We start from the raw sequence: 17,043 nt of genomic DNA on the forward strand, positions 1-17,043 counted from the left end.
CAGGGTTGTGGGGGCTGGGTCCTTGACCCAACTCAGATTCACATAAACATAAGCTTCTTATAAAGGCTCTGTTACAGTTAATATTGATGCAGATAAAAATTTAAACTTCCTATAATTTGGAAGTTTAAAATCTTAAGATTCTAGTCTTTTTAGACTAACGCACAAGTTAGTCTAAGTAGAAAACTTCACAATCTCTTCTAAAGATTTTCATACATCATTTGGTATGGGTATAAAAAGCCCTTCTTATTTAAGAAAAGTTTTTACCAACATCCTTTCATTTGAAAGGCTTACCCAATTTAAGCAAAAACTTTGTGACCTTTAATTTATATTAAAATGATGGATATGTAATTTTTCCTGTTTCTACTAATTCCTTCAAACCTAAAAACATATAATGCCAACCTTGCTCGGTCTCTTTTTTCCAATCTTCATGTGCTTTTTCAATATCTTGTGTGGTCCAACCTTCTTCATGGATTACGTTGATTTCTTGTGTGAAGCTCATTTCACAGCCTGTTACAAGCGGTTGGATTTCTACTGTAATGTCATCTTCTAAATCACTAAATTGAGGCATTTTGAATGTGAAAACAAGTTTCGTTGGTGGTTCCACAACTTTATATTCTCCAACAGCTCTGTAATCTTTCCCATTTCGGTGATCAATAATTTCCCATGTTCCACCGACACGAAGATCACTCTTTGCCACTTTATTCGTATGTTCCATGGTGAACATCCATTTTTTAAGTATTTCTGCGAAAGTCCACGCTTCAAACACTTTTTCTGCAGGAACATCAAATTTGCGTTTCATAATAAGTGTTGTTACTGATGTTTTTGTCATTCGAACCATCCTCTTCATCGATTATTATTTTGTTAATTCATTCTTACATTTTCATATTTAAACGTTGTTCTTAATAAAAGGATAGTAGCCATTCAAAATAACAGTATACCAGATATAGGATACTTTTCGAATTATAGTTAGGAGATAAAACAATTCATATAAACAATAGACTAATGGTGTTTTTTATGTTCCCCTACAATCCATATAACCATCCCATCTGCTTCCAATCTTTAAGTTGGGAACTCACTGTTTAAAGGTAATAGTTTCTATTCTTCTATTCAAATCATTAAAGCGGAACGGGTTGATTTTCAAAAAATAGATACAAAATCAGCATTTTCCAATTACTTCCAACAATCGACAATGTTTATCCGAAAGGTCTCTTGGATGTTACCCATTCTTAATAAAAATTTCTGAATGTTAAATTGTTAGCTTAGCTTCAAAAGTGGTTACTGAAATACAATGGCAGTTTGGTTTCCTTTAGATGGCTTGTACAGGGGAAGTATTTATAAAGATACAACTTTTAAAATATCACATTTCCAATTTCTTAAGTAATTTATTTTAATTTCTCCCTTAACACGACTGACTTCCTTCTTCAATAATCCTCTGTTTCTTTAGTAATTCACAATTTCTTCTTAATGTGCAGGAAATAATGATTCCACTCACATAATTAATCTCTGATTGGTAAAACTCTTAATAACCATGTTCTTGGGAATTAGTCCGATCTTTTTGATAAATTCTATAAGGAAAATACGAGCATATGGTAACTCTTTAATCAACTAACGTTACCCGATAGTTGAAGTACATTTCTTCTCAGAAAAAATGAAACATTGGAGGTATTTTCTTTGGGTGTCTTCGGCAAATCAAAAGCAAACAATTTAACTGCTGCAGAGGTATCTGCTCTCTGGCTACAATATTTGGGTGATAGTATGGCTATCTGTGTTTACAAATATTTTCTTAATATTGTTGAAGACAAAGAGATAAAACCCATATTAGAAAACGCATTACAGTTAGCTGAAGGACATATTACAAAAATCACTGAATTCTTAAAAAGTGCTAATTTCCAAATCCCACTTGGATTTACTGAAGATGATGTGAATGTTAATGCCCCTCGTTTGTTTTCTGACCAGTTTTTACTTTTTTACTCCTATATTATGACTATTCATGGGCTAACTGCATATAGCTTAGCTGTTACAAACGTAGAACGGCAAGACCTTCAAAATTATTTTTTTGATTGTACGGTTTCATCTAAGGAATTGTTTCAAAAAATAACAAAATTAGCAATAAACCAGTCAAAATATAGAAGTGTCCCTTCTATTTCTTCACCCCATGGGGTAGAATTTATAAAATCACCAGGATTCATTTCTAATTTGATCGGAGACAAAAGACCACTAAATAGTTCGGAAATCAGCACCCTTTTCTTTAATTCAACGAAAACTGGATTTATAAGCTCTTTAAGTTTGGCTTTTAGTCAGGTCGCGGTCCGTGAAGACGTTCGTAATTTTATGTTAAAAAACGTGAAATTAGCAGGGAAAGATGCTGAAAGTTTTGATGCAATCTTACAAGAGGAACATTTACCAATCCCTGAGAAATGGGATGATGAGATTACTAATTCTACTGTAAGCCCATTTTCTGACAAATTGATCATGTTTCACGCGGGATTTTTAGTAAATGCAGCTCTTACCTACTATGGTGCTTCTTTAGGTTCCAGCTTAAGAACTGATATAATCTTAAACTATTCTAAAGTATTTACTCATGCAATGGAGGCTGGTGCCTTTTCATACAATATTATGGTTAAACACGGATGGTTTGAAAAACAACCTAATTCCGATTGAGAAAAACACTGGTATAAGGCTTCGAGCATTTAAAACGGTAAAATTGTATGTTGTAATATGCTACAACACCATGTATTTTTCAATTGTTAGATAGTGAATGATAACTATATTTACACATAATTTCATGGAATTATCTGTTATCCTTCCCTCAACTGACCTGCTCATATAGCGACATAAGAAAAAGGCTTTCCTTTTATTTAAGGAAAGCAAACATTACTTAATTAACTTTATCATTTTCCAATTATGATCTTTTACATCTTTTTCATTTGGTTTTCTTACCAACTCTAGATGCGTTCCTCACAAACCCCAAATAAAATATAGTTTTAATGTGCTTACCTTAAAGAGGGTTATTCGCACCACCTTAACCATTGTCAACATATGGAACTATACCATCTTCCCAAAAGTAGATTTCACATAAGGTTCCAGAGGTTATCCATTTAATGTTTTAAACCACTACATGGACAAGTATATTTCATCTAATCAACTCAATAATAGTGTCTACCTTCTACAACTAACCTGCTATTACAGGTAGTCAAGTATAGAAAAAAACTGATAACTTAGACACTTCACTACTCGCTTAAAAAGCATCTATTGACTGGAAGCATAATAGCAGTAAAACAGAAGAAGAATATATTGAAAACCACATTCGTCTCCAGATAAAAATCAATAGTAAATATTTATATAAAATGCTTTGTTTTTCCCATTTTACTTAATGAGCGATCCAGCAGGGTGACAAGTAAAATACAACAAATCACCAGATTAAACATGGCTAGGTGATGGAGACCCTTCGTGATTTCTTCGGGGTTTAAAAACATGCCGATGGCCGCTGAAGCAAGCATGGCTCCCATATACATAAAGGTTCTTAATAATCCAGCAGAGGCACCCACCTGTTGGGAAGAAGCCTGAAAATATACGGCATTCTGGATAGATAAATTCAGGATGCCTTGGGGAATTCCGAATAGGACCGCTATGATCACAAGATAGATGAGACTGCTGGACGCATCTGTAAATAGCAGCAGTGCGGTAGCGATTAGCTGAATGATGATCCCAACAATCAATTTCCTTTGGATATCGCGATTTTTTCCGGTCATCTTTGCTACAATGATGGATGTTAGAAACATCGGCAGCAGCAGCAGGCCCGCATGTGAAGGAGCCAGCCCCCTGCCTATATCCAGCCATTGAGTGTAGCCGTACAGGAAACTGTATGACACGGTTGCCGAAAGCAGCCCTCTGCTATAACTAAATAACAAAGGAACATTTCTGCCGATTATTCGCAAGTCCATAAATGGATGGTCTATTTTCAACTCAAGACAGGTAAAGAGCGCACCGGAAATGATGGCAATCATCAATAAATAGACGTTATGCAACCCTGGATTCATTAAGAAAAGAAGAGTCGAAATCAGAGTGATCCCAAAGAGTATGATACCCATATAATCGATGGAAAAAGAGCTTTTCTCTTCTCTCGCTTTTGATCTCGGAAAACGGAAGTATCCCAAGACTATACAAGCCAAAGACAGTGGGATATTAACGATAAAAGTACTTTGCCAGCCGCCAGCTTCAATGAGTACTCCCCCCAAGGCAGGTCCAACCACTGCAATGGTTTGGCTCGCTATCGCAAGCAAGGTAAGGATACTCCCCGAGCTTTCCTCACCAGTCCGTTCTGCTTCACTCCGGATTAAATACATAGAAGCAGGATAACCTGCACAGGTTCCAAAGCCGAGCAGAACCCTGGCAGCCACCAGCCACCAAAAATTAGGTGCAAATACGGCGATTAAACTTGAAACACCTACTAAGGATGTGGCAATTAAAAAGAGGAGTCTTGGCCCGAATAAATCAATCAGCTTTCCGACAATTGGCTGTCCAATCGCCGTAGCAAGATATAAGGAAGATACCAGCCATGCTGTCTGGGAAGGCGGCACATCAAAAGCCTGCCCAATGGGAATTAATGCCACCGAAATGATTGAAGAGTTAATAGGGTTTAAAATGGACCCCAACACCATCGGGGCGATCAGCTTCCGATTGAAAAAGCTTTTATTAGCCTCTTTCCTTTTGTAGCTGAATTTAGGCAAATCCATTCCTCCCTTCATTTCCTCTCTGCAGGATCCGGCTCAATAGTGAAGCCATAATGTTGAGACGAAGGAAAACTTCATTATTTCTGTTACTTGTTATTTTTTAAAATGATTGTTAATAGACTCCATTTGTTCGAAAAGCATTTTTGTGTAAAATAATAATTCTGTTTCCTCTTAGTGAAAACTATCCTTTGTTGGTCCTAATTAACAAAGTACTCCCTAATTCTATCTCATATCTCGTACTGCTTTACTAATATTAGGCTTGTCACATAAAGGGCAGCCACAGCTTTAATAATAGAGCTATGCTTAGCTTTTCAACAATATATCGATATTGTTGAAGGGCCAAATTCTCACTGTCCCTAATAAACCACTCTATTAATTTGCTATAACTTTAGTCTATAGCACAGGCATAAAAAGTTCAATTTCATGTATTTTTTTACTTTTAAGGGTTTTAGAATGATAAGTGTATACTGCAGTACTATTAAGAATATCGTCATTATCAATGATTTAAAATATTTTTTAAATCTTTTTGACTTGCTTCTCTTTTTCTCTACCTCTCCCAATAAAAATGTATTCCCCTATATTTTAAGACTCTTGGACTATAAGCTGGATGAATTGGAACTCTTTTAGTTTCATTTGGATATCCATTATTATTCGCTTCACCCTTCCTGGACTAACCCACCAAAAGTTGAAGAAACTCATAACCTAAATTCATTCAACAATTACAAAGAATGACCCAAAAAAAGCAGCCGCTTCCCAACTGGATGTTGAGAAAAGACCGCTTTTTTCTGTAATGACTACTATATAGAAAAGAAACTTTATTACTTTACCGCCTTGCGTGCTCCTTCAGAAAATGCGTCCGCGATGAATACAAGCACAATATAGCATAATAGCAGTTGTGTGATGCTTGAATAATGAAAAAAGCTCATACTCATTTTAAATTGCTGGCCAAGTCCCCCTGCACCAACAAATCCGACGACAATGGTAGTACGCATGATCACTTCCCAGCGATACAGAATATAAGAAAGGAATTTAGGCAAAACAGCCGGTAGGATTCCATAGAATAATAACTGGTATTTTCGTGCGCCGGCAACAGCCAGATTTTTTATCGGCCGTTCATCACTATCCTCAATGGTTTCTGCGCACAGCTTGCCAAGAATACCAAAGTTATGCAGTGCAAGAGCTAGTGCGCCAGGAAGAATGCCAGGTTTAAATACAAAGATAATCATCATTGCCCATATCAGTTCTGGTATGGCTCTGCTAAAAATATAAATGATCCGAATAATACCATACAGCAATTGACTATACCAATTTTTTTGAAGTATTAATGATCCATCGGCTATATTCCGGGCAGCAGGCAGGACGGTGATCATCATTAAAACCGCCGATATTCCAATTGCCATAATGCTCATCTTCAGTGTTTCCCAGGTGAGCTGAAGAGCCTCCATCCAGGCTTGTCCGCTTAAAAAAGCTGGTTCTTCCTCTTCTAATCCCGCTAATCCGCTGAAAAATTCTTTCACATACAGTATATTCTCTGAAGAAAATAATGATAGAAACTCAGCTTTCTGTACAAAAATAATATAAATCCATGAACCTGACAAAAGGGCAGCTGGGATAAGAAACTTAAACCACTGCTTGGCTGCAGAAGCAGCAACAGAATGGCGTATGTATCTGCTCCAGAGGTCTATTAATAGAACCATGGCGATTAAAAAATATAAAAAAGTCCACACTTCATTGTACGCCAAGTCATCTAAAGATAGCTGAATCTGATAACCGATTCCCCCTAGCCCAACAAAACTCATAATAGCTGAAGATCTAATAGCACATTCAAAACGATACATCACATAGCTGAGAATGCCTGCTCTGACCTGCGGCAAATATCCATATAGAAGGGTTTGCCATTTGCTTGCACCAGCCAATTTTAAACTCTCGATAGGTTCTTTGGGCACATCAGCAAGCAGGTCGGCAAATATTCTTCCCAAAATGCCTGCGTAAGGAAGTGCTAACGCGAGGATCGCAGCATATGGAGATAACCCGAAGGACGCAACAAAAAGCCATGCCCATACCAGCTCATGAATTGCTCGCAAAAAACTCAAAATGCCTCTGAAAAAGCTGGAAGACACTATCTTTCCAGCCTTTGTTTCAGCTAGTATCCCAGAAGCAAAAATACCGAGGAAAAAAGCTAAAACCAATGCCAGTGACATACCTGCCACAGCATACACCACTGTGATGATCATTGATTCCAGCGCTACAGTAAGTATTTCTCCTGATAAATCCGGCATAAAAAGAGCTGATACTATCTCCATTAGGGTATCCATGCCGCTTCCGTGTACAAGATCACTGTTCCATGTGACTGAAGAAAGCGACCATAGAAAGATTCCAATTAGGAAGAGCGTCAAAAATAAGCGTTTATGAACATCATAAATTTTAGTCATTCTGCTCTTCCTCAATTGCATACAACTCAGACAGCCTATCCTTCGTAATTTCATTGTTTTTTAAATCAAAAAATAACTTTCCGTTTTTCAAAGCGATAATTCTTGAAAAATAGGTTAGAGCGAAATCAACAGAATGGAGACTGGCTATAAGGGTTTGATTCCCCTCTGCAGCAAGCTTTATCAGCATTTGCAAAAGATCTTCTGATCGTGCCGGGTCAAGGGAAGCGACAGGCTCATCTGCTAGAATAATGGCCGGATTTTGCAGAAGCAAGCGGGCCATTGCCACCCGCTGCTGCTCTCCGCCAGAGAGAAGCCCTGTTTTCGTGTATAGTTTGTCTGCCAGCCCAACTTTTTTTAAGGCTTGTATGGCTGCCTGTTTTTCCTGAGGGAAAACAAGTGACAGCAATGATTTAAGCAAGCCCCACTCCGAAAGCCTCCCTGCTAGTACATTATGAATGACAGGCAGCTCGTTCACTAAATCAAATTGCTGCCGAATCATACCAATGGTTTTAGCACGCCGCTTCGGGTCTTTCATATTGCGTACATTCTGACCTATAAGAGCAATTTCTCCTTCAGTTGGAACAGTCAGTGCAGCTAAACTATTAAGAAATGTCGTTTTGCCTGCTCCGCTAGGACCTATTAAGGCGATTTGTTCACCGCTTTTTATAGAAAGAGAGATGGAGGAGAGAGCATGTTTATGCCCAAATGCCACCGTCATATTTGTAACGTCAATGCTGCTGTCATTCATCTATTTCACCTGCTACTTAATGATGCCAAGCTGTTTGGCTACTTCTTCAATATCTTTATAGTTATCATTTTGTGTTTCGATAAAAGAATCCGTTTGGAACAGGTCTAGATAATCTGCTTGTCCGCTTCCCATGTTTAAAATCGCTTCTTTCACCTTATCCTTTGTTCCATCTCCGAAAGTGTCATCAACCGTATTAATTGTCCAGTTGTAATCATAGTATTCTGGTGTTGTATAAAAAGCTTTCACTTTTGAAGGATCGACTTTTTCATCAATTACTGCACTTTCCCATACAGCCTCACTTAGAACACCAGCGGTAAAAGCACCTGATTCTACAAGCTTATAGGTTTTATCATGTGATCCAGAATAATTAGGCACTCCATCAAAATCTTCTTCTGGAGTAATGCCTGCTTCCATTAAAAAGTGTCTTGGCATTAAATGACCAGAAGTTGAACTTTCACTCCCGAAAGTAAATGAGGCTCCCTCTAAATCTTCTAAGCTTTCTATTCCAGCATCACTCTGAGCAATAAAGACAGAAGTAAACTCCTCATCCCGAGGACGCTGTGCAATTGCTTCAGCTTCTGGAACTAAATTACGTGCTTGAACACCTGTTAAACCACCAAACCATGCTAATTGAATTTCTCCGCGATCAAATGCAGTAACAAGAGCAGAATAATCGACCGAAGGAACATATTCAACCTTTAACCCTGTCTCCTCTGCTATGTAATCCGCAATTCCATCCATACTCCTGCTTAATTCAGCCGCATCCTGATCTGGAATTGCACCGATTTTAAATGTTTCCTGTTCTTGTGTATCACTGTTATCCGCACTATTGTCTTGTCCACAAGCTGTAATAAGCACCATAAGCAATAAAATAAATCCAATCTTAAAAGCCTTCATTAGAAAACCTCCTATTATGTACTTGAAACAACTAGTTATTATACTCCTCTTGTCGACTGTTGTCATAAAACAATTATACGATAGATTCTGTTTAAATTTATATTCATGGAGTGATCTGAGATGTGTGAGCAAAATCAAACTCCTTATAATAACGAATAAAAACCCCATTTTAAAGTGGTCAAAATGGAGTTTTTAGCTTGGTTCAATATTTGATATATTAGGTAGATTATTTTAAAGTCTGTTAAACTAAAGTACCCTGTATTTAAACACAATTACTCATTTATTCATTAGAAGTGCCAAGATGAGAAGAAGACAAAACACAAATAACCCTCTTAAAACACGATCAATCCGAGCTCTGCTAAAATGTTAAAACAAGTCCGTTCCATTGCGCTGCGGACCCTCGCTTTCCGCGGGGAGCAAGCTGAGCCTCCTCGTCACTCCGTTCCTGCGGGGTCTCACCCTTTGCTCTTCAGCCCGCAGGAGTCGAGGGTCCTCCGCTCCATTTCACTCATGTTCTGAAATTATATTTAGCAGCTACAATAAAATCCAATTTTTAGAAATTCATAATTCTATCATTCGAATCAATAGTTAACTTAAAATGTTTCTCATAAGAAACGCGTTAACAAAAAAATGTATTCGTTTGGTAAAAAAATATCTTTCACCAACAACCTCTATACAGTATCTCTTAGATTAAATAGAAAGGTTCTCAGCTTTAAATATAGTTCGATATGCTTCAAGCTCTTCATGTTTATCTGTGATTTCCTTAATTAAGAGTTTAAATTTTTCCGGATCATATTCAAGCATCAACCTTCCATTCAATTGATAAAACTCTATCCATGTACCGTCAAATCTCATACTATCATCATTGTTTACTGAAGATAAAAACAACATACTTTGAACATGATTTCTTAATGATGATAAATTAGATGAATAAATTTCTCTTTCTTCCTCAGTTATTGTTTCAACATTTAAAGAATTTACAAGCTCAACCTGTGCATCAACGGACTTTAGAAACCATTCAAAAGCCTTTGGCTCCCCGTCAACTATCTTTTCCTTAATATCTTTAAATTCTAAAAAATTGATGAATAGTTTTAAAGTAATAAGGACAAAAACAATTAATATCCCAATAAGTATTTTGGAATTAAAATTACTAATCTTTTGACCATTTCCACCTTTGAACAGCTGCACTATAAACTCCCCCAAATATCATTTACTTATCTGTCACCCTCTTGGAGAGTAAAATTCGTCTATAAAAAGCCGCCTTATTTGGCAGCTGATCTTGAACAAGAATACTACTTGAAATATTGAGTCATTCTTAAAAAATATCAACTTAGCTCACATTCTTAGGTTATCCAATAAGAGTTGGAAATTTTGAAAGTTTTTCCAGTTAACACTTTTAGTCATTCATCAACTCTTTTAATTAAATTAGAGCTTTCTTGCTTAATTATGTGATACGCGTTGATTACTTTTTAATTTTATTTGTTTAGATGTGCCCTTTTAGGACTCCTTATTTTACATAAAAAAACAGACTCTATAAAGAGTCTGTTTTTTTCTTGTTATTAAGCTTTTTGCACGTTTGCTGCTTGAGCTCCACGTTGACCTTGCTCAACGTCGAAAGTAACTGTTTGACCTTCGTCTAAAGATTTGAACCCTTCGCCTTGGATTGCTGAGAAATGAACGAATACATCTTCTCCGCCTTCACGCTCGATGAATCCGAAACCTTTTTCTGCGTTAAACCATTTTACTTTACCTTGTTCCATTATGTTTCCTCCTGCTGTGTGCTTTGCACACAATTTGGTACTATCCTTGCACTCAGTGATCATCAAGACGAAAAGCTAAACTTACTATCCTTTACACCGAACAAAAATAACTCTTCTAAAGTTTAACACTTTATATAAACACTTGCAAGAAACTATATACTCAAACATTTTTGCTACACTCAAATTTCGCACTTGCGTTAGTATCTTATATAGATTTTATTCAAGCAACACACCCTTTAGTTAAGAAGGTTTTCGTTGGGTTTAGTTAGGATGATTTGATACAATAAATCGCTCGCTCCGCTCCAAATCTGCTAGTTGTTCTTTCTAATTACAGCTTGAATAGCATCGTCCTGGCGTATGCCACCAAGATATTTTCTCACTTCCTTATTAACATATATTTTTTTCACATCAACATAATCTGATTTTTGCAGGCTTCTAATCAAACTTCTTTCTGTTTCAAACAAATAAATTCATCTCCTGACATGATTATGAGAATTTAAATTATTTAAAATATTCTTTTAAGAACCCTTATTTCCTTTAAATTCTAAGATTATCAAGTTATCCTTCTCCCACCCCCTGACCCGTTAGTAAAATGAAAGAAGCTGCCATTAGGCAGCTCTTATGCTATAAAATCAATCTAAAATAAATAAAAAGAAAAAAATCATTCAACTTTTTTTAAAAACTGTTTAACTTCTTTGGGTGATTTTAAAATGATAACTCGTTGACCTTTAGACATTTGATTGAGTCTCTTTAAAATTTCTGGTCTTTTCGTTTTGGGATAATTCCATATCCATTTTAAAAAGTCTAAGTCAAATCTTTCTTTGCAACCCTCCCCCATATCAGGTCTTGTTTTGTTTCGGTATTGTAATATTCTTTTGAAAACACGGTAAACACAGATTGTTCTATGAATATCGAGAAAAATGATTGTATCTGCTGCATTCAATCTAATCTCCATTGTGCCACCATAATTCCCGTCAATTATCCATTCTTCTTTTTCCACTAGCTTATTTTGGATTTTCCTTTGATCATCCTTTGAAACACCTACCCAATTAGGCTTCCAAAATAAAGCATCCAGATGATAAACATCTATTTTAAGCACTTCACCTAATTGCCTTGCTAATATGGACTTGCCTGCTCCCCCTGAGCCTATAAGTACAATCTTTCTCATATACATATGCTCTCCCTTATATAACAATCTTGCCCCTATTGTGAAACTGAAGAAGCTGCCTAATTGGTGGGCTGGAACTAATTTGATATATTCTGTAGCGAAAAAAACTTCTACATTCTATTCAAGTAATCAAGTAATTCTTCAATATTATTCTTTTTAGCACTTTTTGATAAAGCATTATTAAAAAGGTTATAAGCCACCTCATCATTCTCCCGAAGCCAAATCAATGACTTTTTTGGTCCTAAATACCATAAACCATTAAGAGCAAAGTAGATTTCTAAGCTATCTTTAAGCATCCAATGTAACCGATAATTGCCTTCAATGTCATTCTTATTAGACCGCAGATACATTTTTCTCAGCCATGCTTTCAAAAACTCTTTTTCTTCATTCGATGGTTGATCCGGACCATTCTTAAATATATCCTCAATATTTAACAGGAACTTTTTGGCAAGACCCTTTTTGTCCTCCAATATCTTTCCACTGTTAATATGCAAAAATTGCTCAGGGTTCGCCATTTTTTCTGTATCGTATATCCAAACATCCAACTGTATACCTTCAAAAACTTCTACATCATTCTTATCCTCTGTATTATCTGAGAAACAAACAATATCTAAGTCACTTTCTTCAGTAAAATCACCAGTACTATATGAGCCATGTAATATTACTGTGTGGCAATTGTATTTTTGTATTAGATACTTTGTCACTCTATCGAATAATAACGTTTCTCTCATGATTTCAACTCCATTTTCAGAAATTAGATGTGGTGTCATTTCAAAGTAGATTGCTAAAAACAATAAATAATCAGAATTTTGCAAACAAAAATTTGAAACTATGTTATACTTTCCTGATCTAAAATAAGGAGGTCCAAGTCCAATGGTAAAAGAATAATCAATTATCATGAAAAAAGAGAAAAAGCCGCCTGTTTTGGCAGCTGATGAAGAATTTAAGCACTAGTTCATGTAATAAAGGTGATTTATTTAGTTATAATTTTACCAGTGTACTTGAAGTTTATTGCCGTTTGGGTCATAAAAGTGGAAAAAGGAATGACCGTTATCCTCTTGTATCTCGTCGACCTTAACTTGATGATCAATTAAGTGCTGATGAAATTTAGCTAATTCAGGACTTGTAAAACCAATGCTAAATTCTTGTTTATTATCAATTGTAAAATGTGCAAATGTTTCATCTTTGGTAGGAACTAAGATCAGTAAAAAAGGGCCTTCATTTACTTTCAATATTACACGTTCCTCGGTAGTGTTTAGTACCTGAAGCCCTAGTACATCACTATACCATTGTGCAGACAGGTCTAAATCTTTTACAGGAATTCTAATATAATGGACTTGATCAATAAATGATTTACTCATATCATTCTCTCCTTTATTTAATCCGCTATATCAAATATTCCCTTACTATATACCTTTTTCCTTCCAATTTTTGAATTAACCTGCCCAGTTTGATTCCTACTTTTTTATTAATATACCAGAATTTATCTTCATCAACTGTGTTAAAAATCCATTCATATCCTTAGGTGAGATCTGTATCGTATTATATTTTCTGTAGTTAACTTCAATTCTGTTTATTGAAAGTGAGAGAGCTGTAAATGGATTTGTGGTTTGCCTAATGCTTTGAATTTCTTCAATTTTGATTACCTTCTTAAATGGCCCGTACTGGATTTTAAGTATATTATCTTTTATTGAATATCCTGTATTGAACCAAATCCATAATAAGCCAAAACCAATCGGACATAAGATCACCACTTTTATCCACTGTTTATTTAAGAACTCAGGAGTCATCCATACGCCAAAATCAGGAAATAATATAGGCGGAACAATAAATAAAACGGCAAATAGCCAAATAACGATTGTCATCCATAAGTCTTTTTTCGACGGAAAATACATTTTATCACCTCTGAACTTTTTACGATTCAAATGTATGTTTAGTTTCAGATAGACTTAAGAACTTTGAGGACAGTTCCCTCGAATTAATTCATTCACGCAAAAACTAAGTATTATGTAAAAAAAGAAGCTGCACCCTTAGCAGATTCTTTTTGATATGCTAAAACTCAATGAAATAAGTAATGTTCCGGTGTTATATTTTTAGCTGCACGTAAAAACAAGGACACAATGGCCAAGGCAACCTTTTAACAACTTTAAGACCGTATTATCTTTGTAAAAGCATATCGACGTGAGGGATATTATCCTCTAAATATGTTTCGGATATAGTTTGAAAACCAAAAGAACGATAGAATTTTTTTAAATAGTCTTGAGCTTGGATTTTAACATTTGTTTCTTTTAATTCGTTTTGAATAAAGTCGAGGCTATTCTTTAGAAGTTCCTCTGCAATTCCTTGTCCCCTGTATTCTTTCTTAACAAAGACTCTTCCAATTGAAGCTTCTTGATAGGAAACTCCCGCAGGTAAAATCCTTGAATATGCGATGATTTCTCCATTATCTTCTTTAAAAAGATGATATGAAGAAGGATCTTTACCGTCGACTTCTAGGTAAGGACAATTTTGTTCCACCACAAAAACTAAAGTTCTTTCTTTTAAAAGATTGTATAGTTCAATATTTGTTAACTCATCAAATGCCTTTAATTTCCATCCCATTCAAATACACCTCTTGTTCTTTTTACAATCGAAAATAAACTTTATAGGATCAATAATTTCTTTTGCTTCCTTACTAATTAATTCCGATCAATTTCTACCTTTCCCCTCACTCTTTGGAGAAGTTTAAAATAATTTCCCGTCCACCAGGATCAGTCGATTCCTTTAAATTATGCCGGTAACATAGTCACTTATTAGGTTAGTATTGGTATTATATTTATTATAGGTTCTTCATAAGGATGAATACTTCTAATTAGCATTTCTGCTTCTTTGATTCTCTCAAATAAACATCTAAATTCCATTTTACACTCTGTTCCAGAAGAAACCTCTCCTTTTGTTCCGTTAAAAGGATTGGCCTCTTCTAATGGTCTCCAATACCCCTTTACAAAAGAATATGACACTACATTATCATAAGCGCCAACTTTTAGAACACCTATATTATTTAGCTCATTTCTTACCTTTTCAATGTACTCTTCTGGCAAAAGTACTTCTACTTTCACGTATTGAAACTCCATGTTAATTCCTCAATTCATATTTTTAATGCTCTAACAAAAAACTGTTCCTCATTCGTTTTATCAAATCGTCAATTTGGACGATTTCCCCAAGGCTCAACCTGCCCAACAATAAGCACTTGTTTTTTCTTCTTAATATTTTCAATTACGCCCTCAGAAATTTCCCTATGCGTTAACCATCTTGACTGAGAACCTGCCGTTTTAAAACCTAATTGAACTTGATAATATGCAATACTGGAAGGTGCAGCAAGCTTATTTTTTATTTCTTCTAAATTTGAACGACTGCCTAGTATATGAAATAACTCCCAAGAATTGCTTTCTTTTGAAACCTCACTAATAATACTTTGAAGAGCATTTTCCGCAATTGAATGGATCCATGCCACGACTATATTTATCTCTCCATTTTGCTTGATTGTTACTTTTAGTTTCTCTATTAATTTATCATTATTCCTATAATCAACTAATAGCGGGGTTAATTGGCTGCTAGAACTGGCCTCTTTTTGAAGCTGCTTCATTTTTTCAGCGTCTCTCGCAATGATCGACACATGATAACCGTTATCTATTAACCAAATTGAAACTCCTGATAACATACCAGTCCCACCAATAACTAATGCATGCTTCACTTGTATTTCCTCCATTCTGGGGACAGGTTCCTTAGTTAAAAAGATTGATAGGTACCATTAATTGCTGTTTTAACCAAAAAAACAGCACATTGAAATAGTTCTTCCGCTCCTTTAATTGCATGATTCACAGCCTATTCCCATACCTCATCCACTTTGTCCGCATAAAATTCTATGGCTTTTTTATAACCTATTATTTCTTCATCATGCGTTGTATGGATCAATACTTTCAGTAATAACTCCATTAACTTTTCATGCTGTTTCACATTGTATAAAGTCATCGCATAAAACCCTTGAATCGCTTTGTTATTTGGGAATAAATCTATCCATTCTTGTTCGGTGCAAACTATTGGCTTAGATATAGAATCACCATATAGCCCGTAAAAATAAATAAAAAGATAATGCCAAAAATTCGTATTTGAAAATATAACGTCCAATGAAAGATACTGCGCTGGCTATTATTATGCAGTTCCTTTGCTGCATTTATATTGGTATATAAAAATCCTAACGAGAGCAAAAATGAAGAAATGAATGGAAATAGAATAGGAGCAAAATAAGGCATCGTGATGATTGAATAAAATAAAGGAAACCCTAACCAAAATGGATAGGTGAGGATACTAATAACCATAATTGCCAGAAGTAAAAAAAGATCTCTTCTGACTGCTTTCATATATATTGAAAACACTTGATTCATAGGTCTCCCCCTTACCTTTGCCCTTGTAAGATTCTCTACTACCCAAATTTTACCATATAGTCATTCAGGAGTTATAGGGACAGATTCCCGCCAAATTCATTTACACACAAACCAAATCTATAGTTAATAAAAGAAGCTGCCTCCACAGCAGCTTCTCGTTAGTACTCAATAGAATTAGCAATGTCTATTAACATTTCAGGTGTAACTATATCAGCTATCCGGTTATCAATTCCAAGCATGTATTGCCAATTCCCTTTTTCAAAAATAAGGATATTAGAGCTTGTTTCAAATACATAGACAGCCTTTTGACCATTCTTTAAGGTATAGGTTTTCTGATTGCCTCTATCTCTTAATATGATTTTGTTATTCACGTGGCTTACATCCAGTGAGTAATGATTTTCTGGTGATTTGATATTGATAAACGTTAAATCTAAAGAATCGTTTAAGTCGCCTTCTAAATCACAAAATCTCCCCAAATAATGAGTAAAGGCAATCGGTGGTATTTTAAGCGGCAATTTTAAATCTTGTTTAAAATGCTGTTCAAACTCCTTAATTGCTTCACCAGGGGTTTTATATCCAATATCGGCAAAGAACTTTTCGGGAGATGGAGCATCATCAATCTCAGTTGCATGTACTTTCTCGGTAGTGCTTCCAATTAACAGGAAACTAAGTGCCAGCAATATATGAGAAGCTTTTCTATTCATCCGGATCATCCTCGGTTTATTTTAAGGGTATTTTTTCCCACCTAGATCCTGACTATCCTTTTTCAAGTATTAATGTAACATGGAAATTGGATAAACTATGTAAACAGTTCAGCTTTACAAGCGTTACATTGATTTAAACCTATAGGGATCTATAGAACAAACAGTTTTCTTAACTCA

18 protein-coding genes are annotated in these 17,043 nt (G+C 35.5%); 1 reads left to right on the forward strand and 17 read right to left on the reverse strand.

Features of this window, described 5'->3' with window-relative positions; all coding sequences use genetic code 11:
• Nucleotides 1-328: 328 nt before the first annotated feature.
• Complete coding sequence (locus F7732_RS15940) at nucleotides 329-829, reverse strand: SRPBCC family protein (RefSeq protein ID WP_151575003.1); 501 nt, start codon at nucleotides 827-829, stop codon at nucleotides 329-331.
• A gap of 842 nt (nucleotides 830-1,671) precedes the next feature.
• Between F7732_RS15940 and F7732_RS15945 the strand changes: the two genes are divergently transcribed.
• Entirely contained in the window at nucleotides 1,672-2,661 is a 990-nt protein-coding gene (locus tag F7732_RS15945; RefSeq protein ID WP_151575004.1) for a DUF3231 family protein, read from the forward strand.
• 677 nt (nucleotides 2,662-3,338) lie between these two features.
• On the opposite strand, the gene F7732_RS15950 is transcribed toward F7732_RS15945, so the two are convergent.
• From F7732_RS15950 to F7732_RS16020, 16 genes are all read right to left on the reverse strand, one after another.
• Nucleotides 3,339-4,730, reverse strand: a complete 1,392-nt coding sequence (locus F7732_RS15950; protein ID WP_240056657.1) for an MFS transporter — start codon at nucleotides 4,728-4,730, stop codon at nucleotides 3,339-3,341.
• A gap of 821 nt (nucleotides 4,731-5,551) precedes the next feature.
• Complete coding sequence (locus F7732_RS15955; protein WP_151575006.1) at nucleotides 5,552-7,165, reverse strand: PhnE/PtxC family ABC transporter permease; 1,614 nt, start codon at nucleotides 7,163-7,165, stop codon at nucleotides 5,552-5,554.
• Nucleotides 7,158-7,913, reverse strand: a complete 756-nt coding sequence (locus tag F7732_RS15960) for a phosphonate ABC transporter ATP-binding protein (protein WP_151575007.1) — start codon at nucleotides 7,911-7,913, stop codon at nucleotides 7,158-7,160. Before F7732_RS15960 ends, F7732_RS15955 begins: the two co-directional genes overlap by 8 nt.
• Nucleotides 7,914-7,925: 12 nt before the next feature.
• On the reverse strand, nucleotides 7,926-8,810 hold the full coding sequence (locus tag F7732_RS15965; RefSeq protein WP_151575008.1) for a putative selenate ABC transporter substrate-binding protein: 885 nt from the start codon (nucleotides 8,808-8,810) through the stop codon (nucleotides 7,926-7,928).
• Nucleotides 8,811-9,500: 690 nt separating this feature from the next.
• Nucleotides 9,501-9,998, reverse strand: coding sequence for a hypothetical protein (locus F7732_RS15970; protein WP_151575009.1), 498 nt, complete (start codon nucleotides 9,996-9,998; stop codon nucleotides 9,501-9,503).
• Nucleotides 9,999-10,369: 371 nt separating this feature from the next.
• A complete protein-coding gene (locus F7732_RS15975) occupies nucleotides 10,370-10,570 on the reverse strand; it encodes a cold-shock protein (RefSeq protein ID WP_066448645.1) in 201 nt (66 codons plus the stop codon).
• 311 nt (nucleotides 10,571-10,881) lie between these two features.
• Nucleotides 10,882-11,034, reverse strand: a complete 153-nt coding sequence (locus F7732_RS22685) for a hypothetical protein (protein ID WP_161598900.1) — start codon at nucleotides 11,032-11,034, stop codon at nucleotides 10,882-10,884.
• A 197-nt stretch (nucleotides 11,035-11,231) separates the two neighbouring features.
• Complete coding sequence (locus F7732_RS15980) at nucleotides 11,232-11,738, reverse strand: DNA topology modulation protein (protein ID WP_151575010.1); 507 nt, start codon at nucleotides 11,736-11,738, stop codon at nucleotides 11,232-11,234.
• Between the two features lie 110 nt (nucleotides 11,739-11,848).
• Nucleotides 11,849-12,469 (reverse strand): nucleotidyltransferase domain-containing protein, encoded by a 621-nt coding sequence (locus tag F7732_RS15985; protein WP_151575011.1) that lies wholly within the window; start codon nucleotides 12,467-12,469, stop codon nucleotides 11,849-11,851.
• Nucleotides 12,470-12,727: 258 nt separating this feature from the next.
• Entirely contained in the window at nucleotides 12,728-13,099 is a 372-nt protein-coding gene (locus F7732_RS15990; RefSeq protein WP_151575012.1) for a VOC family protein, read from the reverse strand.
• 96 nt (nucleotides 13,100-13,195) lie between these two features.
• Nucleotides 13,196-13,633 (reverse strand): PH domain-containing protein, encoded by a 438-nt coding sequence (locus F7732_RS15995; RefSeq protein WP_151575013.1) that lies wholly within the window; start codon nucleotides 13,631-13,633, stop codon nucleotides 13,196-13,198.
• 262 nt (nucleotides 13,634-13,895) lie between these two features.
• Nucleotides 13,896-14,339, reverse strand: a complete 444-nt coding sequence (locus tag F7732_RS16000) for a GNAT family N-acetyltransferase (protein WP_151575014.1) — start codon at nucleotides 14,337-14,339, stop codon at nucleotides 13,896-13,898.
• Between the two features lie 191 nt (nucleotides 14,340-14,530).
• Nucleotides 14,531-14,851 carry a YqfO family protein gene (locus tag F7732_RS16005; RefSeq protein WP_151575015.1) on the reverse strand — a complete coding sequence of 107 codons (321 nt, stop codon included), beginning with the start codon at nucleotides 14,849-14,851 and terminating at the stop codon, nucleotides 14,531-14,533.
• Between the two features lie 68 nt (nucleotides 14,852-14,919).
• Nucleotides 14,920-15,471 (reverse strand): short-chain dehydrogenase, encoded by a 552-nt coding sequence (locus F7732_RS16010; protein ID WP_151575016.1) that lies wholly within the window; start codon nucleotides 15,469-15,471, stop codon nucleotides 14,920-14,922.
• A 343-nt stretch (nucleotides 15,472-15,814) separates the two neighbouring features.
• Nucleotides 15,815-16,162 (reverse strand): hypothetical protein, encoded by a 348-nt coding sequence (locus F7732_RS22690; protein WP_161598901.1) that lies wholly within the window; start codon nucleotides 16,160-16,162, stop codon nucleotides 15,815-15,817.
• A gap of 158 nt (nucleotides 16,163-16,320) precedes the next feature.
• Nucleotides 16,321-16,866, reverse strand: coding sequence for a hypothetical protein (locus F7732_RS16020; protein ID WP_151575017.1), 546 nt, complete (start codon nucleotides 16,864-16,866; stop codon nucleotides 16,321-16,323).
• Between the last annotated feature and the right edge of the window lie 177 nt (nucleotides 16,867-17,043).

This window comes from Bacillus mesophilum (assembly GCF_008923265.1).
Lineage (GTDB): Bacteria > Bacillota > Bacilli > Bacillales > Cytobacillaceae > Cytobacillus > Cytobacillus mesophilum.

Excerpts from the sequence above, each read along its gene's own strand:
- F7732_RS15985 (WP_151575011.1), bottom strand. The coding sequence starts at position 12,469 with ATGAGAGAAACGTTATTATTCGATAGAGTGACAAAGTATCTAATACAA.
- F7732_RS16005 (WP_151575015.1), bottom strand. The coding sequence starts at position 14,851 with ATGGAGTTTCAATACGTGAAAGTAGAAGTACTTTTGCCAGAAGAGTAC.
- F7732_RS22690 (WP_161598901.1), bottom strand. The coding sequence starts at position 16,162 with ATGAATCAAGTGTTTTCAATATATATGAAAGCAGTCAGAAGAGATCTT.
- F7732_RS15955 (WP_151575006.1), bottom strand. The coding sequence starts at position 7,165 with ATGACTAAAATTTATGATGTTCATAAACGCTTATTTTTGACGCTCTTC.
- F7732_RS15960 (WP_151575007.1), bottom strand. The coding sequence starts at position 7,913 with ATGAATGACAGCAGCATTGACGTTACAAATATGACGGTGGCATTTGGG.
- F7732_RS15965 (WP_151575008.1), bottom strand. The coding sequence starts at position 8,810 with ATGAAGGCTTTTAAGATTGGATTTATTTTATTGCTTATGGTGCTTATT.
- F7732_RS15980 (WP_151575010.1), bottom strand. The coding sequence starts at position 11,738 with ATGAGAAAGATTGTACTTATAGGCTCAGGGGGAGCAGGCAAGTCCATA.
- F7732_RS15975 (WP_066448645.1), bottom strand. The coding sequence starts at position 10,570 with ATGGAACAAGGTAAAGTAAAATGGTTTAACGCAGAAAAAGGTTTCGGA.
- F7732_RS15940 (WP_151575003.1), bottom strand. The coding sequence starts at position 829 with ATGACAAAAACATCAGTAACAACACTTATTATGAAACGCAAATTTGAT.
- F7732_RS16000 (WP_151575014.1), bottom strand. The coding sequence starts at position 14,339 with ATGGGATGGAAATTAAAGGCATTTGATGAGTTAACAAATATTGAACTA.
- F7732_RS15990 (WP_151575012.1), bottom strand. The coding sequence starts at position 13,099 with ATGAGTAAATCATTTATTGATCAAGTCCATTATATTAGAATTCCTGTA.
- F7732_RS15995 (WP_151575013.1), bottom strand. The coding sequence starts at position 13,633 with ATGTATTTTCCGTCGAAAAAAGACTTATGGATGACAATCGTTATTTGG.
- F7732_RS16020 (WP_151575017.1), bottom strand. The coding sequence starts at position 16,866 with ATGAATAGAAAAGCTTCTCATATATTGCTGGCACTTAGTTTCCTGTTA.